This is a genomic window from Bifidobacterium sp. ESL0784 (assembly GCF_029433295.1).
GTDB lineage: Bacteria > Actinomycetota > Actinomycetes > Actinomycetales > Bifidobacteriaceae > Bifidobacterium.
Genome location: NZ_JAQTHV010000004.1, coordinates 425,341 through 450,869, shown reverse-complemented (window position 1 = coordinate 450,869; position 25,529 = coordinate 425,341). Strand labels below are relative to the sequence as shown.

23 protein-coding genes are annotated in these 25,529 nt (G+C 53.8%); 3 read left to right on the top strand and 20 right to left on the bottom strand.

Annotation, left to right across the window (positions count from 1 at the left end; all coding sequences use genetic code 11):
• Positions 1 to 52 precede the first annotated feature (52 nt).
• Genes PT279_RS08490 through PT279_RS08480 form a run of 3 tightly spaced genes read left to right on the top strand, consistent with a single transcriptional unit; the run spans position 53 to position 1,421 of the window.
• Positions 53 to 622, top strand: coding sequence for a hypothetical protein (locus tag PT279_RS08490; RefSeq protein WP_277166988.1), 570 nt, complete (start codon positions 53 to 55; stop codon positions 620 to 622).
• 47 nt (positions 623 to 669) lie between these two features.
• On the top strand, positions 670 to 1,230 hold the full coding sequence (locus PT279_RS08485; RefSeq protein ID WP_277166987.1) for a hypothetical protein: 561 nt from the start codon (positions 670 to 672) through the stop codon (positions 1,228 to 1,230).
• Complete coding sequence (locus tag PT279_RS08480; RefSeq protein WP_277166986.1) at positions 1,227 to 1,421, top strand: helix-turn-helix transcriptional regulator; 195 nt, start codon at positions 1,227 to 1,229, stop codon at positions 1,419 to 1,421. The genes PT279_RS08485 and PT279_RS08480 overlap by 4 nt, the downstream gene beginning before the upstream one ends.
• A gap of 88 nt (positions 1,422 to 1,509) precedes the next feature.
• On the opposite strand, the gene PT279_RS08475 is transcribed toward PT279_RS08480, so the two are convergent.
• From PT279_RS08475 to PT279_RS08380, 20 genes are all read right to left on the bottom strand, one after another.
• Positions 1,510 to 2,892 carry a hypothetical protein gene (locus PT279_RS08475; protein WP_277166985.1) on the bottom strand — a complete coding sequence of 461 codons (1,383 nt, stop codon included), beginning with the start codon at positions 2,890 to 2,892 and terminating at the stop codon, positions 1,510 to 1,512.
• 58 nt (positions 2,893 to 2,950) lie between these two features.
• Positions 2,951 to 3,391, bottom strand: coding sequence for a hypothetical protein (locus tag PT279_RS08470; RefSeq protein WP_277166984.1), 441 nt, complete (start codon positions 3,389 to 3,391; stop codon positions 2,951 to 2,953).
• Positions 3,392 to 3,479: 88 nt separating this feature from the next.
• On the bottom strand, positions 3,480 to 5,291 hold the full coding sequence (locus PT279_RS08465; RefSeq protein ID WP_277166983.1) for an AMP-dependent synthetase/ligase: 1,812 nt from the start codon (positions 5,289 to 5,291) through the stop codon (positions 3,480 to 3,482).
• A 98-nt stretch (positions 5,292 to 5,389) separates the two neighbouring features.
• Complete coding sequence (gene pyrE / locus PT279_RS08460; protein WP_277167074.1) at positions 5,390 to 6,082, bottom strand: orotate phosphoribosyltransferase; 693 nt, start codon at positions 6,080 to 6,082, stop codon at positions 5,390 to 5,392.
• Positions 6,083 to 6,191: 109 nt separating this feature from the next.
• Positions 6,192 to 7,157, bottom strand: a complete 966-nt coding sequence (locus PT279_RS08455; protein ID WP_277166981.1) for a dihydroorotate dehydrogenase — start codon at positions 7,155 to 7,157, stop codon at positions 6,192 to 6,194.
• 38 nt (positions 7,158 to 7,195) lie between these two features.
• Positions 7,196 to 8,014 (bottom strand): dihydroorotate dehydrogenase electron transfer subunit, encoded by an 819-nt coding sequence (locus PT279_RS08450; RefSeq protein ID WP_277167073.1) that lies wholly within the window; start codon positions 8,012 to 8,014, stop codon positions 7,196 to 7,198.
• A gap of 69 nt (positions 8,015 to 8,083) precedes the next feature.
• Complete coding sequence (gene pyrF / locus PT279_RS08445) at positions 8,084 to 9,160, bottom strand: orotidine-5'-phosphate decarboxylase (protein WP_277166980.1); 1,077 nt, start codon at positions 9,158 to 9,160, stop codon at positions 8,084 to 8,086.
• Between the two features lie 99 nt (positions 9,161 to 9,259).
• A complete protein-coding gene (locus PT279_RS08440) occupies positions 9,260 to 10,768 on the bottom strand; it encodes a dihydroorotase (protein ID WP_277166979.1) in 1,509 nt (502 codons plus the stop codon).
• 135 nt (positions 10,769 to 10,903) lie between these two features.
• Positions 10,904 to 11,323, bottom strand: coding sequence for an aspartate carbamoyltransferase regulatory subunit (locus PT279_RS08435; protein ID WP_277166978.1), 420 nt, complete (start codon positions 11,321 to 11,323; stop codon positions 10,904 to 10,906).
• Positions 11,323 to 12,279 (bottom strand): aspartate carbamoyltransferase, encoded by a 957-nt coding sequence (gene pyrB, locus PT279_RS08430; protein WP_277167072.1) that lies wholly within the window; start codon positions 12,277 to 12,279, stop codon positions 11,323 to 11,325. Before pyrB ends, PT279_RS08435 begins: the two co-directional genes overlap by 1 nt.
• 183 nt (positions 12,280 to 12,462) lie before the next feature.
• The gene (locus PT279_RS08425) at positions 12,463 to 15,615 is read right to left on the bottom strand and encodes a bifunctional [glutamine synthetase] adenylyltransferase/[glutamine synthetase]-adenylyl-L-tyrosine phosphorylase (protein ID WP_277166977.1); all 3,153 of its coding nucleotides are present in this window, start codon (positions 15,613 to 15,615) and stop codon (positions 12,463 to 12,465) included.
• A gap of 68 nt (positions 15,616 to 15,683) precedes the next feature.
• Positions 15,684 to 16,535 (bottom strand): methylenetetrahydrofolate reductase [NAD(P)H], encoded by an 852-nt coding sequence (gene metF / locus PT279_RS08420; protein WP_277166976.1) that lies wholly within the window; start codon positions 16,533 to 16,535, stop codon positions 15,684 to 15,686.
• Between the two features lie 80 nt (positions 16,536 to 16,615).
• A complete protein-coding gene (gene metE, locus PT279_RS08415; RefSeq protein WP_277166975.1) occupies positions 16,616 to 18,955 on the bottom strand; it encodes a 5-methyltetrahydropteroyltriglutamate--homocysteine S-methyltransferase in 2,340 nt (779 codons plus the stop codon).
• Between the two features lie 96 nt (positions 18,956 to 19,051).
• Positions 19,052 to 20,023, bottom strand: coding sequence for a hypothetical protein (locus tag PT279_RS08410; RefSeq protein ID WP_277166974.1), 972 nt, complete (start codon positions 20,021 to 20,023; stop codon positions 19,052 to 19,054).
• A 64-nt stretch (positions 20,024 to 20,087) separates the two neighbouring features.
• The gene (locus PT279_RS08405; RefSeq protein WP_277166973.1) at positions 20,088 to 21,206 is read right to left on the bottom strand and encodes a tRNA (adenine-N1)-methyltransferase; all 1,119 of its coding nucleotides are present in this window, start codon (positions 21,204 to 21,206) and stop codon (positions 20,088 to 20,090) included.
• A 236-nt stretch (positions 21,207 to 21,442) separates the two neighbouring features.
• Positions 21,443 to 22,447, bottom strand: a complete 1,005-nt coding sequence (locus tag PT279_RS08400) for an NAD(P)-dependent oxidoreductase (protein ID WP_277166972.1) — start codon at positions 22,445 to 22,447, stop codon at positions 21,443 to 21,445.
• 52 nt (positions 22,448 to 22,499) lie between these two features.
• Positions 22,500 to 23,360: an ATP-binding cassette domain-containing protein gene (locus PT279_RS08395; RefSeq protein ID WP_277166971.1), complete on the bottom strand. Its 861-nt coding sequence runs from the start codon at positions 23,358 to 23,360 to the stop codon at positions 22,500 to 22,502.
• Between the two features lie 119 nt (positions 23,361 to 23,479).
• Positions 23,480 to 23,653, bottom strand: a complete 174-nt coding sequence (locus PT279_RS08390; RefSeq protein ID WP_277166970.1) for a hypothetical protein — start codon at positions 23,651 to 23,653, stop codon at positions 23,480 to 23,482.
• A gap of 116 nt (positions 23,654 to 23,769) precedes the next feature.
• Positions 23,770 to 24,993 carry a glycogen synthase gene (gene glgA / locus PT279_RS08385; RefSeq protein ID WP_277167071.1) on the bottom strand — a complete coding sequence of 408 codons (1,224 nt, stop codon included), beginning with the start codon at positions 24,991 to 24,993 and terminating at the stop codon, positions 23,770 to 23,772.
• Between the two features lie 62 nt (positions 24,994 to 25,055).
• Entirely contained in the window at positions 25,056 to 25,508 is a 453-nt protein-coding gene (locus PT279_RS08380) for a Yip1 family protein (RefSeq protein WP_277166969.1), read from the bottom strand.
• Between the last annotated feature and the right edge of the window lie 21 nt (positions 25,509 to 25,529).

Below are 25,529 nucleotides of genomic sequence, written 5' to 3'. Positions count from 1 at the left end.
GTTTGCTTTACTATAGTAATGAGCAAATCAGTCAGGGAAAAACAAGGGAGGCGTGACGAATATCAAAAATCTCGCTTCATTCGATGAAACCGACAATAAACCTACAGAAAATGCCGGCAACGACGCAAAAATGACAAAAACAGACACTTTACAGACCAGCAAATTCGGAACCCGCACTGTTTTCGGATGTGGAAAAGCCTCGCTTTGGGGCACTTCCTTGGCCATCGGATGCGTCCTTGGGCTGATTGTTGGTGTAGCCGTGTTCCTGCTCAACACCAACCTGGGCAAAGACCGATTGGTCGCGGGCATCATCAGTGGCATCGGAATTGCAATCCTTGCTAGCATGTTTGTTTTGGACGCCCTAGCCGACAAACGTACCGTGAAGGACGCCGGACCTGAAATCACCAGCGAAGAGAACATCGAACATTCATGGTTTGAAAGCGCAAAAAGCTGGGGCTTCGATGCGATGATCATCAGCGATTTTGTGGTCCTTTTCCTCCTCAAGTTCGCAGCCAACCCCATCGACGTAAAGATAGCCTATCTCGCTGTAGCGGTAAGTCTGATCGTCGGGTTCCTCACAGCCGCAGGCCGATATGCCTATTTAGGTTTCAAAAACGCGTAGTAAAAAATATTTCCAAGAAAGCAATTGATACAGCGAAAGAGGATTTTATGAACAGCCAAAATCAGAAGCCGACGGACGCACTGCATAAAGAATCAACGAAAATTCACAGCACAATGTCAAATCCCGCTCGGACTTCACCGAAAACCAGCGTCTTTGGCACAAGAACCATTTTCGGCGGCGGCAAAGTCACTCTTTGGGGTACATCGATTGTCGTGGGAATCGTCATTGGTGTCTTGGTCGGCATCTTCGCTGTTCTCATCCGCAGACCTACGCAACTCAACGATTGGACGTTTGTCATATTGATGGCGGTCTTAATCGGCGGCTGCAGCATTGGCTTCTGCTGGGTGACCATCGTCGACAGAACGACCATCACCGGCTCGATTCCCCATCCCGAAGAGAATGTGGAAGACGCCTGGCGCACGCAAGCGATGTCTGCAGGCCTTATCGGAATGGTGCTTGCCGATACAGTACTGATTATGCTGGTGGCGTTCTACGACAAGCCGATCCCCAGTGTCATCGCGGCCTTCGCACTGCTCGGCATCATGCTCATCGGATTGCTCACCATGGCATGCACCTACTTCGTCTACCGCAAGAAGGCCATGGCATGAGAAACCACCTACCGCAACTTCGCCAGCAACACCAACTCTCGCAGGCCGCCCTTGCCGACTCGGTTGGCGTAAGCCGTCAAACCATCATCTCCATCGAAAAGGGCCGTTTCGACCCATCCCTGCCGCTCGCCTTTCGTCTCGCCGAACTATTTGATTGCACCATCGAGGATATTTTCACACCGGAATCTTGATGCTTTAGACGAACAGGATGCGAGACAAATTTATCTTATCCCATCTTTTACTTCAAGCGATCGGCTCTTCTAGTCCTAGGTTTGAGGACTATTCTTTAGAATCCTTATGTTTTGACAACAGATCATGCAATTTTGGTTTTGCTTCAGTTTTTCCCAGCTTAGGTTTCTGTGGTTCATTCACACGTTCATCGGCGAGTTTTTCAACTAATTTGTTTTGGCCTTCTTTGATATTTTCACCAAGTTGCCCCGCATAACCACCGACAAGTTCGGCACCCTCACCGATTTTCTGGCCAGCGTTTTTCCCTAGTTCTATTGCACCGTTGCCGATCTGTTTGGCGCCCTCACCAATTTCAGCGGTAGTGTCAACGATAAGCTTGCCAGCAGCTTCTTTCCAGCGCGGCGCCATCTCGATTTCCATGTAATCAGCGTCGACACCAATAGCTTCAGCGAACTTTGATAATTTTTGATTTGTTTGCTGCAAAGTAGCCAATCTGTCTTTTACAGCAAAAGGATGTTTGACTTTTTGATTCCGTATAACTCCAGCAACATTCTGTATATCCTTGCTCAAGCCAGAAAGCTCAATCTGGATACTATGCAGACGCTTGCAACGAGCCTCGTTTATTCCTTCACGATATTGTTCTACTTCTTCCGGCTGGTCAATCATTACATGGTCGAGTTCCAGAATATACAATTCATCCTGTGCTGTTATGGATTTACCGATAACATCTATCCAGTCTGAAGTATCCTGAAGCAGTTTGTCAATAGCGTCTTTATCGTCGTCAGCATCAATTTTTGCTGGAAGATTTTTTACAAGATTTCGTATCTTAATCAAGGCATAGCTTTGAGCACTCGCCAAATCTCGCGGGCTATCGGCAATTTTCGACCATGTAGTATCTGTTAGCATTCCTACTTTGTCGCGTATGGTCTTCGTCTCATCAATCATCTGAGCCGCACCCATCAGGTTTGCAAGAGTCTGGTCCTTCTGATCCTGCAACAAATCGTCGATTTTACCGTTAATCCTATCGAGACAGTCAGTAATCTCATCCATCGACTGCTGGAGCGCCATCTGAGTCATAACTCCGCCAATATTCGCCAACATTTCCGGATTGACCTTCGAAGATACCTTGGCCAAATCCTCGAACTTCAGATGATAGGCAATTTCTCCATGTTCCTTGCGCAGTACCCCGGTTCCCGTTGAACCGTATTTCTTCATCTGTTCGGCGGATTCTTTGGTGAGTTTCACCCAACGCCCGCTTTGTTGAGAAGCCTCAGCAAGAGCCTGAATACCGTTGCCACAAGCCTGCAAGGCATGGTTATTCAATTTCTGTGTAGGCTCTTTATCCAATCCTTCACTTTTCAGCCAAGCATCGACTGCCGAATCGTCACCCAGCACCATAATCTCTTGATCATCTTGAATGACCTGAATGGATTGCTCATTATCTGGCGTAGGAACCAAATTTTCTGAAGTCATTGATCTTCTCTTTATACATCAACGAATATAAACAAACGAAATGGACCAAACAATTACGTTATTTACCAATAACAGCAATAAACACGCTGTCGTATAACTTAGAAGCACGCTTTTCAAGCGCCTTGGTCTTCTTAGCATCGTTGCCGTCGGCTTCTTGAACAAGCTGGACGCCTGTTCGTATCCTTTCCAACTCAACTCGCCATGCGGAAATTGGCGCATCGTCAGCAAGCATCGGAGAACGTGTTTGAATCAATTCTTCCACGGCATCACATTGATTCTTGACTTTTGAAAGTGGATCATGCTTGTCAGGAAGGTGAATCTTCTTGGTCAACTCAATAAATTTGTCAGAGAATTGCTGATCCTTCAGCCATTCCACAAGCTGTTTTACTTGATCTGGAGAAATGATTTGCCCAACAACCTGAACAATATCAGCGGCGGTCTTAAGTTTCCCAAGGACTTTTCCTTTTGGCTTTGTCACAGGCTTCTTCGCGGCGGTCATCTCAACTCCATGATTGATGTTATTTTCTGACATTTCTTATTATGACATGACGAAAAAGATAAAAGCAAATGCGTTCTCGGCAATTAGATCACTTCTTCGGCGCGTAAATCACGTTGTCGATGAGGTCTTTGTAATAGTCGGTGATGACCTGGCGTTTGGCCTTGAGGCTTGGGGTGAGCATACCGTTGGTCTCGGTGAATTCATCAGGAACGATCTCGAACTTGCGGATGGATTCGGCGCGAGAGACCAGCTCATTGGCCTTGTTAACGGCACGCTCGACTTCGGCGCGGACAATTGGATTCTCGCCGGCTTCTTTCAAATTCTTGACTGGTTCGGCGCCTTCGGACTTGAGCCAAGCGTTGGTCTCTTGCAGATCCAGTGAGATAATCGCTGCGATGAACGGCTTGCGGTCACCGACCATAACGCACTGGCTGACCACAGGCGAGGTCATCACTGAAGTCTCCACCTCGGCCGGCGAAACATTTTTGCCACCGGCAGTGATGATGATGTCTTTCTTGCGTCCGGTCAGCGTCACAAAACCATCGGAATCGATGGAGCCGAGGTCACCGGTATGCAGCCATCCGTCGACGATCTGCTCCTTGGTCATTTCGGGATGGTTGTGATAGCCGGCGCACACTGCGCGGCTCTTGACACAAAGCTCCTCCGTGTCACTGACGCCAACAGAAACACCTTGCAGCGGAATGCCTATAGTGCCGATTTTATAGCCCTTCGTGGGATTGACCATGGCCGGCGCGCAGGTCTCGGTCATGCCGTAGCCCTCAAGCAGCGGCAGACCGACGCCGTTGAAGAAGTGCGCGATGGTCGCGTTGAGCGGAGCACCGCCGGAAACAGCGTATTCGACCTTGCCGCCGAAAATCTGCATAATGGTCGAATAGACCAGCTTGTTGTAGACGGCATGACGCATGGCCAGCCCGCGTGGAATCGGCTTACCAGATTGCTGAGCCTTTGACCAAGCAATCGCTGTCTCCGTGGCATGAGAGAAGACACGTCCGGCGAAACCCGATCCAGCCTTCTGCGAAGCTGCGTTATAAATCTTCTCGAAGATACGCGGAACAGCAAGGATAAACGTCGGCTTGAACGTACGGAAATCGACGAGAATAGTTTTGAGATTGCTCGACAGACCCAACGTGACCGTTCCCGCGAAGCAAACCAGCTGCATGAAACGAGCGAAAACATGTGCCAACGGCAGAAACAGCAACAGCCTACGACCTGGTTTGTTGAGGATATCGCCCATGGACTGCACACCGGAGACGGTAATGAACACGAAATTCGAATGGGTCAGCTCGATGCCCTTTGGCGTTCCCGTGGAACCTGACGTATAGACGATAGTTGCCAAATCATTGCCTTTTACCGCCCTCTCACGTTGCCAAAATTCGTCATCAGTGACACTTTGACCGAACTTTTCGATGGTTTCGATGGCACCGGCAGCGATGACATAAACGTCTTTGAGGTCGGCACAGGAATCACGTACGGTGTCGATCTTGTCACGCTGCGCGTCGTCTTCAGCGAAAGCCATCTTGACATTGGAATCGTTGAAAATCATCTGCACTTGCGCCGGCGAGTTGGTCTCGTACACGGGAACCGTGAGTGCACCGATCGACATGATGGCCATGTCTAGAGCCGTCCATTGCCAGGAAGTATGCGCGATGATGGCAACAGAATCCCCCGGCCTGACACCACGGGCAATCAGACCTTTGGCAAGTCCGATGACCTTGTCACGGAACTGGGTCGCCGTGAACGACTGCCACTCACCGTCGTCTCCGACATACTCGACCAGCGACTCACCCGGTGTACGCTTAACACGGTCGTCAAGTAATGTGAAGATGTTCCGATCGCTTTCGATCGGACTCACCAACGGCTGTGTGTATTCCTGTTGCATACGGCTCCCTTATTGACGTAATACTGGTTAAAACTTTACTCCTCACATAAGAAATCAGCGTCAAAAGGGATAATTGCCCAAAATATCAAGATTTTATATCATGCACCGTACTTGGCCAAATATTTATCGGCTCGCTCTTTGATATCGTCGCCAAGCAACGACTTGCCGTCGACGGTGACCATACGGGAGGCGGCGGCAAAGATTTCGCGGACGTTGGCGATGGAAAGGACAGGAAAACCGAATTCCTTCTCAACCGACTTGACGGCGGAAACGTCGGAATCCTTGGTCTTTTCCATGCGGTCGACCGAAAGCACGAGGCCTACGATATCGACATTCGCGGCCGACTTGAGCTTCGGAACGACCTCACGGACGGCAGTGCCGGCTGTCATCACATCGTCGACCAGCAGGACTTTCATACCGTCCTCAAGCGGCGTACCGACCAGAATGCCACCATCGCCATGGTCCTTCTTTTCCTTGCGATCAAAGGTGTAGCCGACTTCCATGCCGTGCATGCTGGTCAAAGCAATGGAGGTCGAAACCGCAAGCGGGATACCCTTGTAGGCCGGGCCGAAAATCGTGGCGATATCCTTTGGCAATGTACCATCGGCAATGGCTGAAGTGATCTTTTCGGCGTAGAACGCGCCCAATGTTGCGATCTTGCGGCCGTCGTTGAACGCGCCGGCGTTGATGAAATAAGGTGATTGCCGTCCCGATTTCAGCGTGAAGTCCCCGAATCTCAGTGCACCAGATTCAAGCAGGAACTCCGTGAAACGCTCATCGATCGGGGTCATAGCAGGCTTCTTGGAATTTTGTGTCTGTGCTTTGGCTTTGTTTTCGGCCATAATTATTTAACCTTTCATATCCATAAACATCATAAAATACTTACTGCCTGTGCAAACGTCACCAGGTCTGGCCCTTGGCGAGTTTCGCGGCAAGTTCAGGGCGAGAGTCGAGCAGATCGTCGAGCTCACGGGCGACACGCATCGGAGCAGTCGGGTCGAAGAGAGCGGCGGCTCCGACCTCTACGGCGTTCGCACCGGCGTAGAGATATTCCAACGCCTTCTCCCCCGAATCGATGCCGCCGATGCCGATAATCGGGATATCGGGGATGGCCTGACGCACGCGCCAGACGAAACTCAGGGCGATCGGGAAGATGGCTGGTCCGGAGACGCCGCCCGTACGGTTGGCGATGATCGGCTGGCCAGTGTTGATGTCGATACGCATGCCGACCAACGTGTTGATAAGGCTCAGCGCATCCGCTCCGGCGTCGACGGCCGCGTGGGCAATCTGGACGATATCCGTGACATTCGGGGAAAGCTTGACGATCATCGGCTTGCTGGTCAGTTTGCGCAGATGGGTGATGAGCCGGCTCAACACCATCGGATCGGTACCGACGCTCATCCCGCCGTGGCTGACATTCGGGCAGCTGACGTTGATTTCCAGCATATCGGCTTCAGAATCGGCGAGCTTGGCGACAACCTCGGCGTAGTCCTCATCACTGTGACCTGCAACGTTGGTGATTACCATGGCGCCGAGCTTCTTGAGCCTCGGCAGTTCGTCTTCCAGATAGTGGTCGACCCCGGGATTCTGCAGGCCGACGGCGTTGACCATGCTGGATGGGCCTTCGGCGGTACGCGGCGAGGGATTCCCCTCCCACGGTATCGGCGAAACGCCTTTGGTACAGATGGCACCCATCTGGCTGACGTCGTAGTAGTCGCCACAGGCATCGAGCTGGAATGTGCCTGAAGCCGTGCCGACCGGATTCTTCCATTCCCTTCCCGCGACGATAGTCTTGTGTCGCCATTCGTGGGGTTCGAGAACATTCATCGGTTTAGCCTGTTCATCCCGTTCCACGTGTTCGTTCATTGCAGCAGCTCTTTCGTTCGTCGTATCCGTCATCGTGCTCACACCTCCCATCCCAGTTCTTCGGTGGTGAAAACGGGGCCGTCCTTGCAGACTTTCAGCCTTCCGTTCGGGGTATCGACCACGCAGGCCACGCACGCGCCATACCCGCAGCCCATGCGGGCTTCAAGGCTCAGTTGTGCTGGGATACCGCGCTTGCTGGCCCAAGCTGCGACGGCTTTCATCATGGGGGTCGGCCCGCAGGAAAGAATCACCGGCGGTTGACTGGCATTATTGAGTTCGCCTTCGATATCGTTCAGTAAATCGACGACGTTGCCTTGAGCGTTGACGATGCTGTGAGCATGGTCGGCATAAGGCGCGACCAAATCGTCGGCAAAACGCACGTCACGATAACCGAAAACAGAAGTGACTTCACTGCCATCGTTGCGCTCGCTGAGTTTCTGTGCTGCATACAGCAGCGGCGGCACGCCAAGGCCGCCGCCCACCAACACATAATTCGCAGGCTTGGTGGTATCGAACGGCTTGCCCAACGGTCCGAGTACATCAATGACATCGCCGGCTTGAAGTAGCGAAAACTCGGCCGTTCCTGCCCCGACAACCTGGTAGATCAGTGTCACGTCATCGCCCTCGACCTTGGCAACGCCGAACGGACGAGGCAGCGCCATCGTGGCGTCAGCGGGATAGAGATTCACAAATTGCGCCGGCTGAGCGGTTCGAGCAACATACGGGTCGCGGATGACCAGCTCGTAGATGCCTTCGGACAGCTTCGAAGCGGCGATTATTTCATCGGTGCGTCTTCCGGGTTTTCGTCCGGCCCGGACTGCCTGCCGTTCGACGGTTCCCGTGGTGACGGTGGGCATAAAAGCGGTTGCGCTCATGTCTCTCCTTCTGAAAAATACTGTTGAACGATAAGTTTGAAAGTTGCCATTTCAGTACAGGGCTTTTCGCAAGTCGTCACGCATCGCGATGGCTGCGGCCCGTGCGCTGCGACCGACCAAGTCAAGCGCTTCTTCCTTGGTCATATCCTCGCGATACTCCCCCGACTTCTTCCAAGAACCGATGATGCCGCGGGAGGAATTGACGATGGCACCGCGTCCGTTCTTGTCGAACATCTGTGCGGCGTCGGCGGCGGTGCCACCCTGTGCGCCGTAGCCGGGAACAAGGAAGAAGGTGTGTGGCATGCGCTCGCGCAGTTCCCTGCCTTGTTCGGGGTGAGTCGCACCGACAACCGCACCGAGCCGCGAATATCCATACTTGCCGATGGAGTCCGCGCCCCAGCCCTCCACGAGGTCGGCCACATGTTCGTACAACTTGTCGCCGTCAGCGAGTTCGAGTTCCTGAATCTCTTTGCTTGAGGGATTCGAGGTGTGCACCAGCGCAAACACGTCTTTGTCGTTTTGCTTGGCTGCATGGGTGAACGGGGTGATGCCGTCAGTGCCGAAGTATGGGTTGACGGTGACGGCATCTTCATACCATGGCCGGCCATTGTAGTCGTCTTCGCGTGAGTTGATTTGGCTCAGATGTTTGGCATAGGCCGCAGCCGTTGAACCAATATCGCCTCGTTTGATGTCACCGAGCACATACAGTCCTTGTTTCTGCGCATATTCACAGGTCAAGCGATAGATATCAAAACCAATGGAACCGTATGCCTCGTACATGGCAATCTGCGGCTTGACAGCAGGCACAATATCCTTCACTGCGTCGATGATCGCACGATTGAACTCATAAAAACCCATAACAATCTGCGCACCCGAATCATTTTCCAAAACGTTCTTGGCAACCTTCATTTTGGCGTCTGTGCCATCGGCGTTGTTTATTGAAGCTAGAACCCGCTGGTCTTCGGGATTGCTGCTCCTCCCCAATTCTTCAGTGAACGATTCGAGGTCCTTTTCGTTGAATTCAATCTCCATGGTGCAGGCCTGCACAGGCACCAGCGCCTGTGTCGGATCTAGCCCGACGATGCTGGGATTGTCTTTAGCTTCGATGGCCTCAATCAGTCGATCCATTGTTATACCTCGTTTTCTGCACTCTCTATACTGTTCTGTTATTGATTATTACAGTTGCTTTCACTGTTATGTTTACTTGTATACCAGTTCGAATTCCGTTTAAACCGTCATCGAACCGTCTTGCCTGTTCTCCAAACAATCCGGCAATCGGCTAAATACCAGCTTTGAACCGATAATCGTGGCCATCGGCCTGCCGGTAAGATCCCAGCTATCGAACGGGGTGTTGCGCCCCTTCGAATGGAATGCGGACGAATCGACAGTCCAGTCGTTGCGGATATCGATCAGGGTCAGATCTACGTTTTCCGGGTGCTCGACTTTGCTCAAGTCCAGCGTTCGTTTCGTCGCACACGTTGATGAGGTGTTGAGCAACATCGCCACATCCGTCGGTGTATGGCCCATCAAGCGTTCCGGTTCCAAAGCCATGAGTTCGATCAGACGTTCGTCGCTGATAGCCCCGCCTTCGACCAAGACCTTGCGGCAGACGCCGTATGCACATTCCAATCCGATGATGCCGTTGGGAGCATCGGCCAGACCAGCCTGTTTTTCAGCGGCAGTATGCGGGGCGTGGTCGGTGGCGATCATATCAACGGTTCCGTCGGCGATCGCGGCAACCGTCGCACGTCTGTCGACCTCGCTTCGCAATGGCGGGTTCATCTTGGCCATCGCACCATACTTCACAATGTCCTCATCACACAGCGCGAGATAGTGCGGCGCTGTCTCGCAGGTGATGGGTAGACCTTCGACTTTGGCTCTGCGGACGGCATCGAATGCGCCGGCAGTCGAAACATGCTGAAAATGAATATGGACCCCGGTTCGTCGCGCGGCTTCGATATCCCGATTGACGATCGCCAGTTCGGTTTCCGTCGAAATACCTGCGATACCGAGTTTCCTACTAATCACACCATCGTTGATGGCACCGGAATCGTGATGTTCGCAATGTTCCAAAACCGGCAGTCCTGTCGCTTTCGAATCAGCCAGAACAGCATCAAGTATCTCGTCGGTAATGGCTGAGCCGTCGTCAGTGATTGCACGCAGCGGATGCTCCACAAGAGGATTATCTGCGCTCCTGCTTGTCTTCGCATTGGTATTATCACTCCGTGCTGATTGGCTGGCGGAATCCATGAATCGTTCATAATCAGCCGGTCGAGTCGGCAGTTTTCCAGCACGTCCCAGTGAAGCACAGACGGAAATGTCGTAACGAACCGGAAGTTTTACGTCGTGCAACTGCTCGTAGCGTTGCAGATAATCGAGCGTGTTGTAGACGCCTACTTCTTTGAGTTCCTCGCCGCCATCCTCAACTTCTTGGACATTGATGTCACGCCCGTCCGCTGCTGGCAGTGTATTCGGCATAATGAGCACACGCGTATAGCCACCTGCGGCAGCGGCCTGTGAACCGCTGACCATAGTCTCCTTGTCCAACTGACCAGGATCGCGGAAATGCACATGCGGATCGGTAAGACCCGGCGCCACTATCAACGACGAACCGTCAATATCCCCGGAAACGATGGCACCGGATTCGGTAAGTAATCGCTGCTCGTCGCTTTCCGAGATGACGAGGTCGATACGCTCGCCGGTGTCCCACACCGCTATGTCATGAATGGTCAGCATGTGCATTCCGTTCTATCAGTAACCGATTATTCGTTATATCTTTTGTTTCCCAGCTGATTACTTGCGCAGCCAAGCGTTGGAGCCTTTGCCCAAATCCCAATCAGCGCAACGGAATTCGGGCACACGATAGTATTGCTACCGTTCCGCTTCCTCGTCGCAGTAATCGCAACGATATTCACGACGTTCAGCGTTAGCCAGATGGAAGCGTTGTTCCAAGCCGGTCTCGGAAGTGGTCACGCAGCGCGGATTCTTGCAGGAGATGATGCCGACCAGGTGCTGAGGTAATTCCGGCTTGGCCTTTTCGACAATTTTGCCGCCGCGCACAATATTGACGGTAGCACGCGGAGCAATGAAGCCGAGCGCATCGAGGTTCAGGTCTTTAACATCCTCGAGTTTGATGATGTCTTTGGCACCCAGCGCGTGGCTGCTGGTGTTCATGATAAGCGCCAGCTTCGTGGTGACCGGGTCGACCTTTAAATAGTGCAGCACGGTGAGCGCAGTGCCTGCGTCCACATGGTCGATGATGATGCCGTTAGTGATGCTTGTGACTTCCATCAGGCCAACACCTCCTTATTTTCGTCGTAACCGGGCAGTTTGTCGCCAAGCACCGAGCTTTCCAGCGCCATGCGCATAAGCATGCCGCGACGCACCTGTTCGAAGTAGGCGGCTCGTGGGTCGTCGTCTACCTCTTTGGCGATTTCGTTGACGCGTGGCAAGGGGTGCAGCACAGCCATCGTGGGCTTGGCGAGCTTCATCTTGCCCTCGTCCAAAATGTAGGTGTCGCGCAGGCGAAGGTAATCGTCCTCGTTGAAGAAGCGCTCCTTCTGGACTCGGGTCATATAGAGCACGTCGAGGTCGCCGATGACGGCGGACAAATCCTTGGCTTCGACGTAAGAGCAGGTCGGGCTTTGGTCGATGCAGTCGAGCACATATTGCGGGGTCTTGAGTTCGTCGGGGCTGATCAGCACGAAGCGGACATTGCCGAATCTGCACAGCGCGGTAATCAGCGAATGGACAGTACGGCCAAACGTCAAATCACCGCAGAGGCCAACGGTCAAGTCGGTGACACGGCCAAACCGCACCTGGATGGTCGACAAATCGGCCAGCGTCTGCGTGGGGTGCATATGCCCACCGTCACCGGCGTTGATGACCGGTACATCCGAAGAATGGGCGGCTACCAGCGCAGCACCTTCCTTGGGATGCCGCATGGCAATGATATCGGCGTATTGGGAAACGACCTTGACGGTGTCGTGAATGGTCTCGCCTTTGGTGGCCGAAGACAACTGGGCTCCGGCGAAACCGATGACTTTGCCACCAAGCCGAAGCATCGCGGTCTCGAAACTCAGGCGTGTACGCGTGCTGGGCTCATAAAACAAAGTGGCCAACACCCGGCCATTGCAGGTGTTCGCCACTTCTTTACGGTGAGAATCAATATATTGCGCTTTGTCAAGCAATGATTGAATCTTGGAAATCGGTATGCTGTCCAACGTCACCACGCTGGAACCGACCAATGATGATCGCCCGCCCCCATCAGCGGGATTCTTCGTAGGTTTTTGTGTTATCGGCATCGGCCCACCTTTCTTCAACCAAGGTGGCCACTTGATGTGACCATTGATAACTTACCCGCACGCGGCGACACTGAAAGCAAACGTCTACCCATTTCGTCAATCGTCTCCAGAATCTCCGGCAATTGCCTACAAACCGTAGAAAATCCGTTCCATCACCTCGCGGCAGCGGCGCATCACTGCCTGCAGATCGTTGCCGAAATATTGGCCGCGGTTGGCGTCGTAGCCCAGGAACGTGGCGACTCCCCCAAGACCATAGAAATCGGACGGGAGCACGTCGGCCTGCGAAAGCCTCGCGCCCCACAGATAATTGCCGTTGCGGGCTGCGGTGAGCATCTTCCACGCTTTTCGCAACGCGTCGGCATCATTGGCATCGATGTATTCCAAACGTTCGAGTTCGTCCAGCGCCGACAGCGTTGAGTTGACACGCAGGCTTTCGTACTCGCCCGCATGCTCAAGCTGCATCAATTGCACCGTCCACTCGACGTCGGAAAGCCCGCCTGCACCCAGTTTCAGGTGCTGGTTACGCTTGACACCATGGGGCAGGCGCTCCGCCTCCATCCGCGCCTTGAGTTTGCGGATTTCACCGATTTCCTCGTCGGTCAATGGCCTGTCCATATAACGCAGCGGATCGGCGAGTTGGGTCAGAAAATCCTTGGCCAATTGAGCGTCGCCGGCGGCGTACCGAGCCCGCAGCAACGCCTGGCGTTCCCAAGTGCTGTACCACTTCGTGTAATAGTCGCGGCAGGATTCGTAGGACCGGATCAGCGGGCCGTTCTTGCCTTCCGGCCGCAGCCCGAAATCGAGGTCGATCTTCGGCTCAAGACTGGCCGGTCCTTGCAGGATGTTGCGAAGGTCGTTGACCACGTTACGTGCGAACTCGGCAGCCGTTTTTGTGCTATCGTCACTATCTTCGCCCCTTGCGGCCTGCACTGGACGATACATCATGATGATGTCGGCGTCGGAGCAGAAATTGACTTCGCGCCCGCCGTAACGGCCCATGGCGATGACGCTGATCGCCGCTGGAGCAGCATCCAAACCCATCTCAATACATTGATGACGGATGGCCCATTGCAAGGCTGCGTCGATGGCGGCGTCGTAGACATCGGTCATGCCGTTCAATCCCTCGCCGTCGTCAAAGACATTCGAGGTCCATCCCAACCCGATCCGTTCGATCTCGTGGCGGCGCATCGAGCGAATCGAGGTCGCGAAATCGTTCATATTGTCGGCATAACGAGAGACGGCTGCCTTCGCGCGTATGTCAAGGCTTTCTCGGGTTCGCGGCGTCAGCATCTCGTCGTCCCCCAACCATGTCACCGATTCGATGGATTGATTGAGGGAATCACCCAACAGCCTGGAATTGGAGAGGATATGGCAGAGCCTGACCAACGCCTGCGGCGAATCACGCAGGAAGCCGAGATATTGGCTGCCGCCGCCGAAACGTTCCTCGAGCTTGCGCCATTGAAGAAGGCCCATATCGGGATTTTGCCCTTGTGCAAGCCACTGCAGGATTGAGGGAAGCAGAATCCGGTTGATTTTGGCGGCTCGGGAAACGCCTTCGGTCAAAGCCCGAACATGGCGCATGGCGGCATCGGGGTCGGCGAAACCGATGGATTCGAAGCGCTCACGCGTGGCCTTGTCGCTCAATGTCACCTGATCGTCGTCGAGCTGGGCGTTGATTGGCAACATCGGACGATAGTAGATATCGGTATGGAGGCGGCGAACTTCAAGGCGAACTTTGTCGTACCGCTCCACCAGCTGGTCGGGAAGCAGGCCGAATGCGCGAGCCATACGGCGCAGTTCTGGATTTTCAGCCACCGCCCTGGTGTCGGTGTTACGCACGATATCGAGTTCGCCTTCATTGGCTTTGCCCAAGTCCGGAAAAAGATGGGTACGTTTGAGCTCCCACATCTGCGCACGATGTTCCAATACGCGTTCAAACCGATAATCCTCGTCAAGCCTTGCGGCCTGCGGTCGGGCGACGTAACCGCCTGCGGAAAGCGCTTGCAATGCACCCAGCGTGGAACGGCCACGCAACGATTCGTCTGAACGGCCATGCACCAGCTGCAGCATCTGCACGGTGAATTCGACATCACGCAACCCGCCCTTGCCCAGCTTGATTTCACGATCACGCAAGTCAGGCGCGATATTGTCTTCGACGCGTTTGCGCATTTTCTGGCAGTCATAGACGAAATTATCACGTTTCGATGCCGCCCATACCAGAGGACGCGTCAGGTCGAGATAGGCCTTGCCGAGTGTTTCGTCACCGGCAACCACACGGGCCTTGAGCAACGCCTGGAACTCCCAGTTGCTGGCCCATTTCTGGTAATAGACACGGCATGAATCGACCGTACGCACCAAAGGGCCGTCCTTGCCTTCCGGCCGCAACGCCGTATCGATCTGCCAAAGCGGCGGCATATCGACCCCGGGCATCACCGACTGGCAGATTTTTTGCAAAGTCATCCCGATTTTCGTGCCGATCCGCGTCAACGTCACGTTGTCGATTTTTCTTTCGGTTTCCTCTGGCTCGATGGCCTTGACCACATACACCAGATCGCAGTCGGAGACATAGTTCAGTTCCTGTGCGCCGAGCTTGCCCATGCCAATGACGGTGAACCCGCAATACTCGCTCTGGTCAACATTCTCCTTGGCGATATCCAGCGCCGAAGTGATGGCAGCATCGGCCAAATCGGAGAGCATCACGCTGATTCTCGGTTGGATTTTGACGGGATCGGCTGCGGAGGCGTCCTCGGCCATGATGGCAGATAACTGAAGGTAATAATTCCTACGCAACGCCTCAGTACCGTCGCTTAAGGAGGAATCAGACGAACCTGATGATGCTGAAATTGCGGCATTGACGGCAGTTTTGATATGTTGGATACGCTGGTCGCGGGTAAAGCCGAGGCTCTGGCAGGGATCACAACCGGCTGCGAGGACGAGATCAGGATTGGAGCGCATCAGCCCTCCAAGCGCGTCCGAAGCACCAAGCACAGCGATGAGTCTCGAAAACGCCTCGGGCCGGTGAAGAAGCGCCTCGAGTGTCTCATTGCGGCTGTCCGAACGCTCCGGGTCCGAGCCAGGGGTATAGAGTTCCGTCAAATGATGCAGCGCCACATCCGGGTCGCATGCCTTTTGCAGGGAGTCGAGAACAATCTGCAAGCAATCGCCGCCGAAACCAAGCTGGGCCAGACGCGCGAACCGGTCGCGAGCGTCCCCGAGATTCTGCACCCCTGCATGAATCAGGTCATGGGTCGTGATTTCGAATTCCTTGGAAGCTTCCATATTCCCAATCTACAACCGGGTCACGTTTTTGCTCGCACGCTCACCATGAATTGGTCGCTGGTGCAAACCTATTCCTTGATCGTGAACAATGGCTCGACGTTGGCCCAGATGCGGCGGGCAAGTGCGGCACGATTCATGGTGTAAAGGTGGATGCCGTCGACGCCGTGTGCCACTAGGTCGGTGATTTGCTCGGAAGCGTAATTGATTCCGGCCTGCTGCAGGCAAGGCAGATCGTCTCCCCACTTGTCGACGATGCGCTGCACCCCTGCTGGAACCTTGGAACCGTTGCGCTTGGTCATGTTGTTGATCGAACTGACAGTGCGCAAAGGCATGATCCCAGCCTCAATCGGCACATCAATGCCTTTGGAACGTGCGAGGTCGAGAAAGCGGTAGAAATCCTCGTTGTCGTAGAACAGCTGGGTGATGAGATGAGTGACGCCGGCATCGACCTTCTTTTTGAGATTGTCGACATCAACTTCCAGACATGACGCCTCAAGATGGCATTCCGGGTAGCAGGCGCCCATAATCTGCATGTCTGGGTCATGCTCGCGAATATAGGCAGCCAGATCGCTGGCGTGTTCGAAATCCCCGCATGGTTCGTTGCCTTCGACGTAATCGCCTCTCAACGCCAGCACACCGAAAACCCCGGCCTTGCGGAAGAGGTCCAAGGCCTCATCCACTGTCGCCCTGCTGCTGTAAAGGGCGGTGAGGTGAGCCACAACCGGGATATGATAATCGTAATTGATGGCGTGGGCTATTCTGGCTGTTTTGACCCGATCGGCATGGGTGCCGTGGCGGTAGGTGACAGAAATGAAATCGGGGTTCAGCCCCTGAAGCCCGTCAAGTGCATCATAGATGGCGCCTACCGGCGAATGTGGTTTGGGCGGGAATACCTCAAGCGAGAAAATCGGCGAATGCATGGCTGTCTCCTGTGACAAATCGTGTGGCCGGCATCGCTTTGCTGATGTCGGCCACACCTTGGTAACACTTCAATACTTACTTAGTCTTGCGAGGCCAGCAAACCGTTCGCGAGTTCGGCGCGAACCGTCTTGGCGGCTTCAACCATGTGTTCGAGGCTCGGCCAGGTCTCCTCGTTGCCACGGGTTTTGAGTCCGCAGTCAGGGTTGATCCACACGCGGCTGACATCGGCCTTCTTCAGGATGGCGTGGATACGGTCGACCAGTTCCTTGGTGGACGGGATACGAGGCGAGTGGATGTCGTAGACGCCGGGACCGACCTCGGTCTCGAAATGCGCGTCATGAATAGCGTCGAGTACAACGAGATCGCCACGAGAGGCCTCGAACGAAATCACGTCGGCATCCATGTTGTCGATGTCCTTGATGATGTCGTTGAACTCGGAGTAGCACATGTGGGTGTGGATCTGCGTGGTCGGCTTGACAGCGGAATGTACCAGGCGGAAGGCGGGAATGGCCCAGTCGAGGTACTTCTTGTGCCAGTCGGAACGGCGCAGCGGCAGCTTTTCGCGCAGTGCGGCCTCATCGATCTGGATGACCTTGATGCCGGCGGCCTCAAGGTCGAGCACCTCGTCGCGGATGGCCAGCGCCAGCTGCTGGGTCTGCAGTTCGTTGCTGATGTCCTCACGAGGCCAGGACCAGTTGAGGATGGTGACCGGGCCGGTGAGCATGCCCTTGACGACGTGCTTGGTGCGGCTCTGCGCATACTTGCTCCAACGAACCGTGATCGGCTCGGCGCGAGAGACGTCGCCCCAAACGATTGGAGGCTTGACGCAACGGGTGCCGTAGGACTGCACCCAAGCATTCTTAGTGAAGAGATAGCCGTTCAGGTGCTGGCCGAAGTATTCGACCATATCATTGCGTTCGAATTCGCCGTGGACCAGCACATCAAGGCCGATCTGCTCCTGATGGGCGATGACCTGGTCGATCTGGCCAGCGATGAAATCGTCATAGGTCTTCTGGTCGATTTCGCCCTTGCGTGCTTTGGCACGCATGGAGCGGATCTCGCGGGTTTGCGGGAAGGAACCGATGGTGGTGGTCGGCAATTCCGGCAGATTCAGTTCCTCATGCTGCAGCTTGCGGCGCTCGGCACGGGCCGGCTGGCGCACGAAGTCCTTGTCGGTCAGTGCTGCAAGACGTTCAGATACGGCAGGATCTTTAGCTACGCGGCTGCCATCGAACAGAGCCTGATTGTCGGCCAACGTCTGCGATTCCCTGCGCAACGTATCATCGGCATCGGCCAGCTCGGCCACGTCGACCAGCTCTCCGAGCTTTTCGACGGCGAAGGCGAAGTGCTTCAACACTTCCGGCTTCAGTCCGGTTTCGCCTTCGGTGCTGAATGGCACATGCAGCAGTGAGGAAGCCGTCGAAACAGCGACGTTGTTGGTCTTGGTCTTCAAAGCATCGAGAAGACCAAGGCTCTGGGCGTAGTTGTTGCGCCAGATGTTGCGTCCGTTGATGACGCCGGCGAAAATCGTCGTGTTCTCGGCTACCCCGTACTTTTCGATGGCTGCAAGGTTCTCTTCACGTCCCTCGATGAGGTCGAGACCGACGCCGTCGAATTCGAAAAGATTCACCGTCTCATAGATGTCGGCGATGTTGCCGAAGTAGGTATTGAGCAGGACTTTGATGCTCTTGCCGTCGCCCGTTGAACGTGCCGGCAGAATGGCGGAATACAGTGCCTTGAAGAGCTCGGTGTCTCCGACTTCCTTGTCAAGGACCAAATAAGGTTCATCGAACTGTACCCATTGGGCGCCAAGTTCGGCGAACTTACGCAAGATTTGCGCATAAACTCCAGAGACCGCGTCAACCAGGCCGCGGTCAAGTTCCAGCTCTTCGGCCTGTGGGCTGCGCGCCAGCTTGAGGAAGGTGTAGGGACCGATCAGCACCGGCTTAGTAACGATGCCTTGAGCCTTGGCCTCGTTGAATTCGTCGAACGGCTTGGTGGAGTTGAGCTTGATTTCGGTGGAGGCGTCGACTTCGGGGACGAGATAATGGTAGTTGGTAGTGAACCACTTCTTCATCGGCAGCGCGGTGACGTCGCCTTCCGGGCCCTGATAGCCACGGCCCATGGCAAAGAGCGTGTCTTCGGCATTTTCAAAGGAGAGACGGCGGTAACGTTCCGGAATAACGTTCAACAGAATGGCTGTGTCGAGCATCTGATCGTAATAGCTGAAATCGTTGCTAGGAATAAGGTCGACGCCTGCGTCGGCCTGCAGCTTCCAATGATCGGCGCGCAGCTGCTTACCGGTCGCGCGTACGTCATCGAGGCTGGACTTGCCCTTCCAGTAGTCTTCGATGACCTTCTTCAATTCTCGGTCACGCCCGATGCGTGGGAATCCGGAAACCGATGTGAGAGCAGACATAATTCCTCCAAAGATTGACAAACGACTAACAAAATCTTACCAAATAATCTTGTTTAAAGGGCATTAAGCCATTTAAGGTGTCGTTATAGATTGCGGTTATATATCGGAGTTTGATTTATCTTGATCTGAGTTTGATTTATCTTGATAATGAGATTTCAGCATCTTCAAACTTCCTTGCGCTATTCCTCCCAAAATAGCTGCCCCAGGTACATGCATAGCGGTTAAGGTTTTTTCTGCATCAGGAATTTGGTTCAATAAAGTTTGTATTTTTTCTTCATGCTCTTGATTATCCTTCTCAACATTTTTGTTGTGCTCACTTTCACTAATGTAAGATAGAATTTCCTGCAGCCGCTTTAGACCTTCTTTGTCTAAATCCTCATTCTTCGTTCCTGCCAAATCCTTGAACATTTCTACAAGCCCGATTGGTCCTACCGTCAAAACTGGAGTTAATGACTTTTGAGTTACCATTTGTTCTTTACCGCGCAACCAATTTTTCACATATTCCAAGAAAAATCGATTGTTAATCTGAAGGTCATATTTATCCTTCTCTACGCTCTCCGATATAGAAATATCAGAGGAAAGAAGAATGGTGGCAATATTCAAATCATTCTTTTCGTGTAACTGATAATATTTATACCAAAGTGATTGTATTCTAGTTGGCGTCGTGCCCAAAGCATTCGCTCGATTGAAGTCGTTTTCTTCTTTTCCCTGACCTTCAATGACCTTGGCATCAATAAGTAAATTGAAAATTAAAGACTCAAGTTGCGTTTTGCTTGCCGTTCCCCACGGTGTTTCCCGAATTTTTTTATAAAATGCTCTCACTGCACCAAAATATTCAGGTACTGTCTCTGACGCGCTGTTGTCCACAACTCCCTCTTCTTGAAGTGGGAAACCCAAATTCCAAAGGTCAAACAAAAAATCAACAATCAGGGATTCTAATCTCGTCTTCGTGATTGAACCCCACGGAGATTGAATAATAGTGTTCAAGAATTCTCGTATTCTGTTTTTGAACTGAAGTTGTTTCTCCTCATTGCTGTCTCGGCTTGTATCCTCATCTTGAGTTCCCATATCTAACTTCCTTGTCTGAATTCTCCAGTTATTTAAATCGTCATTGTACTCAACAAAAATAATGTTATAGATAATCCAATTGGTCACCGAGGTCGCGGAGGACCTTGCGCAGTTTGCGGTCGCTGATGTCTCGGAGTTCGAGGTCTGCCAAGCGGTCGGCCTGCTGTTCAGGAGTCAGGGAATCAATGTCGGTGACGGTGTCTTTGGTGGCGCGGTCACGCTTGTGGAGAGCGCTAAAGCCATCGGCCATGGCGCGGGTGACGACGAGGAAGCCCGTGTGACCAATCATCTGATGATCGGGACGCACAGCGAGGCCCTGTGCCTTCCATGTGCGTTCGAAGGTTTCCTGCACTTCCGGTTCGGTCCAGCAACCGGCCTCACGCAACGCCTCGCAGAACCGTGACATCTGCGTGGTCGTGGTGATATAAGCAATCAGCACACCACCGGGCGCGATGACACGATAGGCCTCTTCCAGCCGATTCCATGGATCAAGCATGTCGAGCACGATTCGGTCAAAGGGTTGGGACGCATAATTTGAATTCAAATCATCTCCACCGTTTGAATCAGAAGATGATAAAGATTGGATTTTTTCTGCTAATTTTCCGGCAACAGAATCGAAATCGCCGGTCAGCAAATCCCACCATTGCGGGCGCTTGCCATAATAAAGCGTCGCGTTGGCCTCGGCTATTTTGGCGAATTCCGGACGCATTTCGATAGTGGTCAAATGGCCGGACTCCCCCACAGCGTCCAGCAGGTTCAAGCTCATCGCACCGCTGCCGGCGCCGGATTCCAGCACATTGAGACCACTGCGGATATCGCCGAGCTGAATGACCTGGGCGATATCCTTCGGGTACATGATCTGAGCCCCGCGCGGCATCGAAAGCACATAATCCGCTAGCCTCGGCCGCATCACCGCATAATCCCAGCCACCTATGGCGCGAGCCGCCTTCCAAGGCTTCGGCTTGTCGTGGCCAGGCGTATCTCCACTTACCTGCACTTCGCGCTTGGAAGTAACGGTAGTGATGATGACACCTTCACTGGAACCGATGACGTCGTCGTGCAAGATGATGCCGTGATCGGTCTGGGTGGAGCCGCCGACGACAAGCTGGTCAGTGATCTTCTTGCCTTTTCGGTCCGTAAACTGGACCTTCTCCCCTGCTTGCAGCGCCCCACGTCTCGACATACCTACTCCCTATCGTCACATAATACAAAACTATGACGGGCTACAGCTCGCCAATTTCATCCTGCCTTATATTCTCACGTCGCCTCGATGGAACCCGATGCAATAAAAAATCCAAGCACACCGATCTTTCGATAATGCACTTGGATTCCTTATTCGTTTTTTGAAATCTAACTGATGCCTGGAGCCAGACTACACAACGATATCTGCCAACTGCTCAGACAAAACTGGCGAAGATCTCAGCAGTCCACCTTGTAGACCGGTTCCTTGCCTTCCGTCACGCGCTTGACGTCGGTCATGCTGTGCATGACCATGTTGCGCACGGATGTCTTGGTGTAGAAGGCGGAATGCGGGGTGATGATGACGTTGTCCATCGCCGAAAGTTCACGGTAGAACTGCGGCAGCTGCGATTCGTTGTCGAATCTCTTCATGAACAGGCCAGTCTCCTCGGCGAAGACATCAATGGCCGCCCCCGCAATCTCGCGGTTCTTGAGTGCCGCAATCAAAGCCTGCGTATCGATGAGTGGCCCACGCGCCTGGTTGACGATGAACGCCGTGTCTTTCATCATCTTGAACTGCTCGGCACCGATCATGCCGACCATATACGGCTCAAGAGGGGTGTGCAGCGTGAGAATATCAGCCTCACGAACCACGGTGTCGAAATCGGTGTATTCGAGGAACGCATCGTTGGCAGCGTTGGTGATCAGATCATTGCCGATGACGGTGGCACCCAACGCATGGAAGAGCTCGGCCACGGCGGAACCGATGCGGCCGACGCCGATGATGCCGACGGTCTTGTGATAGATTTCGTCGCTCATTTCCTCGGAAACGCGTATGAAATCGCCCTTGCGTTCGTTGCCGAGAATCTGGCCGTAATGGCGCAGCAGATACATGGTGGAGGCAAGCGTGTTCTCGGCAACGGCGCGCGGCGAATACGCCGGGGTGTGGGTGACCAGAATATGATACTTTCTCACATAGTCGAGATTGAGAATATCGAAACCGACGGTACGCAGCGCGATGTGGTGGACACCATAGTCGACCAGTCTCTGATAAATCCGCTCATCGGCGACATCGGGAACCTGCTGGAGGCTGACAGCGTCATAGTCCTGGTCCTTGGCCATATCGACGGTCTCGAGCGTGAGGTCGTCCGGCGTCGTCACCAATTCGTCCTCAGGATGGCTTTTCATCCATTCGTCGACATAGTCCTGCCCCTCGGGACGGATGTTATATAGGAGAACTTTCATAGCTGTCCCTCTCTTCTCTTTATTTATTTTCTATAGTAAATATTATCGGAAATTAATTATTTTCGATGGCATAGGCCGACCAGCGGCCCTGATCATGGGTCACCTTAAGCGGCAGCCCGAAGATGTGGCTCAGGCGTTCGGCGGTAAAGCCATGCTCGAGATCGCCGGTATAGATGATCGTGCCCGGCTGCGGGTCGGCACCGGCCACGTTGTCAGCGTGGGCATCGGTTTCGTTTCCGGCCATACGCCCCATAATCGCGACATGGTCGAAGCCCTGCGGGATCTCCTCAAGCCTATGCGTTACCAGCAGCACCGTACGGTCAGTGTCATGCCGGCCGATATCGCTCAGCGCGCGCAACGCAAGCTCACGACCACCCAAATCGAGGCCCGTGGTGGGTTCGTCAAGAATAAGCAAATCGGGGTCGCCCATCAGGGCACGGCAAATCAAAACGCGGGTGCGTTCACCTTCCGAAAGCTTGAACATCTGTTTGCCTTCGAGGTATTCGATGCCAAACATGGCCATGAACCCACGGGCCTTGTCGTAATCGGCCTTTGTGAACTGTTCACGCCAACGACCGGTGGTCGCGGTCAAAGCCGTCAAAACGACATCGAGCGGGTCTTCATCATTGGGGAAAGAACGAGACAGTTCCGCGGAACTCAGCCCGATGCGGTTGCGATAGGAAAAGACGTTGACCTTGCCAAGCCGGTTGCCGAGAATATCAACGGTGCCGACCGAAGGAAAGCCACGGGTCGCCATCATGGCCACGAGACTGGACTTGCCGATGCCGTTCGGGCCGAAGAGCACCCATTTTTCGCCTTGTTTGATATCAAGGTTCACGTCGGTCAGAATGACACGACGGTTCCTGCGAAATTCCACATTGCTCAGTTTCAGCGCTGAAACGGCCTCACTCATTCTTTTCCCCTCATCGTGGTCATGCGTCTATTGCGCGATTTTGCTTGTTCTCACAGACTAATCCGGAGCCTTCGAGGAAAATGCCTCCGTTCCATAATGTGATGAGACCACGGGTACGCTCAGGTGAGGAAACTGGCCACCAAAAGAATGACGGCAAAGAAATAAAGGCAACAACCGACGACGATTTTGAAGGTATGCAACGTTCGTTTCTTGCCGAAGGCCGCGGAAAGGCACAGCGTCGTTGCCACAATGAAAATGACAACAATCAATGCGTACAGCACATACTGGAACATGTCGTACCTTTCCTGTTCATCTGTGTCAGTCCGTCGGTTTGCGTCAAACGCGTAAGTCTAAGGCCTCTGCAATATCAAACTTAACATTTCTGCTCCGAATGACCAAAACAAATCCGTCAACGCAGCACTTCACGATAGACGTCCATCGTCTCGTCGGCGATGCGTTCCCAGCTGAATTCGTCACGTGCACGCTTGAAGCCCGCCCGGCCCATTGCCTTGGCACGCTCCGGATCAGACATGAGACGATCGATGGCCGCCGCCATGTCGTGCACGAAATCATCAGGATGTATCGGCGTGCCGCTGCCGTCACGCTTCTGCTCTATCGGCACCAGATAACCAGTGACCCCGTCGACCACGACTTCGGGAATCCCGCCCGTAGCACTGGCGACCACCGGAAGGCCACACGCCATGGCCTCAAGATTGACGATGCCGAGAGGCTCGTAGATACTCGGACAGACAAATGCGTTGCAGCCGTGTTCAAGAGCATTGAGCTCCGGGCGCGGCAACATTTCCCCAATCCAGATGATGTTACCGCGTTCGGCTTTGAGTTCCGCGAATGAGGAACGCACCTCGGCGCCAAGCTCCTCAGTATCCGGGGCGCCGGCGCAGAGAACGACCTGAATGTCCTTGTCGATCAGATGAAGAGCCCGCAGAAGATATGGCAGACCTTTCTGCCTTGTCACACGGCCGACGAAAAGCAGCGTCGGCTTGCTGCGGTCGATATGGTAACGCTCGAAGACTCTCCAGCCCGGATCATCAGGGCTAGGAGTGGCAAAATCGGAAACGGTGATGCCATTGTGGACGACGGAAATTTTCTCCGTATCGATGGATGGATAGGCGGTATGAATATCCTCTTTCATGCCTTCTGAAACCGCAATGACACGGTCTGCATGAGTGAAAGCATCTCGTTCCGCCCAGGAACTCAGGTTATAGCCGCCGCCAAGCTGGTCACGTTTCCAAGGACGGAAGGGTTCAAGGCTATGCGCGGTGACGACCAGCGGAATTTCATGCAACCGTTGGGCCAATCTCCCAGCTAGACACGCATACCACGTATGGGCATGGGCAATGTCGCCATCGACATCGTTGGCCATCTGAAGGTCCACGCCAAAGGTCTGCAAAGCCATATTATCTTGTGATAATTCCCGGGGCACCTCATAGCCGACCACATGCAAACCGCCGCCAGGTACTTGCGGGATTTCATCAGGTCTTCGTGGCCCGTCGAAAGCCCGCACCGTAACTTCGGCACGTTCCGCAAGCACTTTCGACAGTTCCTCGACATGAACGCCGGCACCGCCGTAGATATGCGGAGGATATTCGCGGGTCAGCAAATCAATTTTCATACGTGTCAATCAACCTTATGCGCTTATCACTGTTGGATAATGCTTGCACGCTCGACGTGCCCTCAAATGGCGGTGCCGTTGGAATCGAGGTTCGGGTTGTGACGATAATTACCAGCCGTGAAGAAGAGGCTCAGCACACCGACCACAAAAATGACGGAAACAGTGACAATCAACCACAACGGATGCTTGGGAACCCACATCAGGACCGCAAATGCAATGCCGGAAAGGACAATCAGTGTCCAACTGACGATCCTGAACCACTGGTGCAGCGAATGCGGGGCTTTCATGACCTTCGGGTCGCTGTAGTTCGGGTCGAGGTTCTCCGCCGGCGCCGCAAGCTTCTCGGCCTTGGGCTTCCATTCGGTACCGCCGTTCTCTTCGAGACGACGGCTACGCTCCTGCAGCGAATACTCGTCGATTAAACCGCCACGGCCACGATTTTGCGGCTGGTTGGGTTGCGGCACTCCTTGACGGTTGCGCTTGGCTTGGGCCCTACGTTCGGCGCGATTCGGCATCTCAGTTCCTTTCGGCTTTGA

What these genes read in the sequence shown, in the direction of transcription:
- PT279_RS08485 (WP_277166987.1), top strand. Translation starts at nt 670, where the DNA reads ATGAACAGCCAAAATCAGAAGCCGACGGACGCACTGCATAAAGAATCA.
- PT279_RS08480 (WP_277166986.1), top strand. Translation starts at nt 1,227, where the DNA reads ATGAGAAACCACCTACCGCAACTTCGCCAGCAACACCAACTCTCGCAG.
- PT279_RS08475 (WP_277166985.1), bottom strand. Translation starts at nt 2,892, where the DNA reads ATGACTTCAGAAAATTTGGTTCCTACGCCAGATAATGAGCAATCCATT.
- PT279_RS08470 (WP_277166984.1), bottom strand. Translation starts at nt 3,391, where the DNA reads ATGACCGCCGCGAAGAAGCCTGTGACAAAGCCAAAAGGAAAAGTCCTT.
- PT279_RS08465 (WP_277166983.1), bottom strand. Translation starts at nt 5,291, where the DNA reads ATGCAACAGGAATACACACAGCCGTTGGTGAGTCCGATCGAAAGCGAT.
- pyrE (WP_277167074.1), bottom strand. Translation starts at nt 6,082, where the DNA reads ATGACCCCGATCGATGAGCGTTTCACGGAGTTCCTGCTTGAATCTGGT.
- PT279_RS08455 (WP_277166981.1), bottom strand. Translation starts at nt 7,157, where the DNA reads ATGAACGAACACGTGGAACGGGATGAACAGGCTAAACCGATGAATGTT.
- PT279_RS08450 (WP_277167073.1), bottom strand. Translation starts at nt 8,014, where the DNA reads ATGCCCACCGTCACCACGGGAACCGTCGAACGGCAGGCAGTCCGGGCC.
- pyrF (WP_277166980.1), bottom strand. Translation starts at nt 9,160, where the DNA reads ATGGATCGACTGATTGAGGCCATCGAAGCTAAAGACAATCCCAGCATC.
- PT279_RS08440 (WP_277166979.1), bottom strand. Translation starts at nt 10,768, where the DNA reads ATGCTGACCATTCATGACATAGCGGTGTGGGACACCGGCGAGCGTATC.
- PT279_RS08435 (WP_277166978.1), bottom strand. Translation starts at nt 11,323, where the DNA reads ATGGAAGTCACAAGCATCACTAACGGCATCATCATCGACCATGTGGAC.
- PT279_RS08425 (WP_277166977.1), bottom strand. Translation starts at nt 15,615, where the DNA reads ATGGAAGCTTCCAAGGAATTCGAAATCACGACCCATGACCTGATTCAT.
- metF (WP_277166976.1), bottom strand. Translation starts at nt 16,535, where the DNA reads ATGCATTCGCCGATTTTCTCGCTTGAGGTATTCCCGCCCAAACCACAT.
- metE (WP_277166975.1), bottom strand. Translation starts at nt 18,955, where the DNA reads ATGTCTGCTCTCACATCGGTTTCCGGATTCCCACGCATCGGGCGTGAC.
- PT279_RS08410 (WP_277166974.1), bottom strand. Translation starts at nt 20,023, where the DNA reads ATGGGAACTCAAGATGAGGATACAAGCCGAGACAGCAATGAGGAGAAA.
- PT279_RS08405 (WP_277166973.1), bottom strand. Translation starts at nt 21,206, where the DNA reads ATGTCGAGACGTGGGGCGCTGCAAGCAGGGGAGAAGGTCCAGTTTACG.
- PT279_RS08400 (WP_277166972.1), bottom strand. Translation starts at nt 22,447, where the DNA reads ATGAAAGTTCTCCTATATAACATCCGTCCCGAGGGGCAGGACTATGTC.
- PT279_RS08395 (WP_277166971.1), bottom strand. Translation starts at nt 23,360, where the DNA reads ATGAGTGAGGCCGTTTCAGCGCTGAAACTGAGCAATGTGGAATTTCGC.
- PT279_RS08390 (WP_277166970.1), bottom strand. Translation starts at nt 23,653, where the DNA reads ATGTTCCAGTATGTGCTGTACGCATTGATTGTTGTCATTTTCATTGTG.
- glgA (WP_277167071.1), bottom strand. Translation starts at nt 24,993, where the DNA reads ATGAAAATTGATTTGCTGACCCGCGAATATCCTCCGCATATCTACGGC.
- PT279_RS08380 (WP_277166969.1), bottom strand. Translation starts at nt 25,508, where the DNA reads ATGCCGAATCGCGCCGAACGTAGGGCCCAAGCCAAGCGCAACCGTCAA.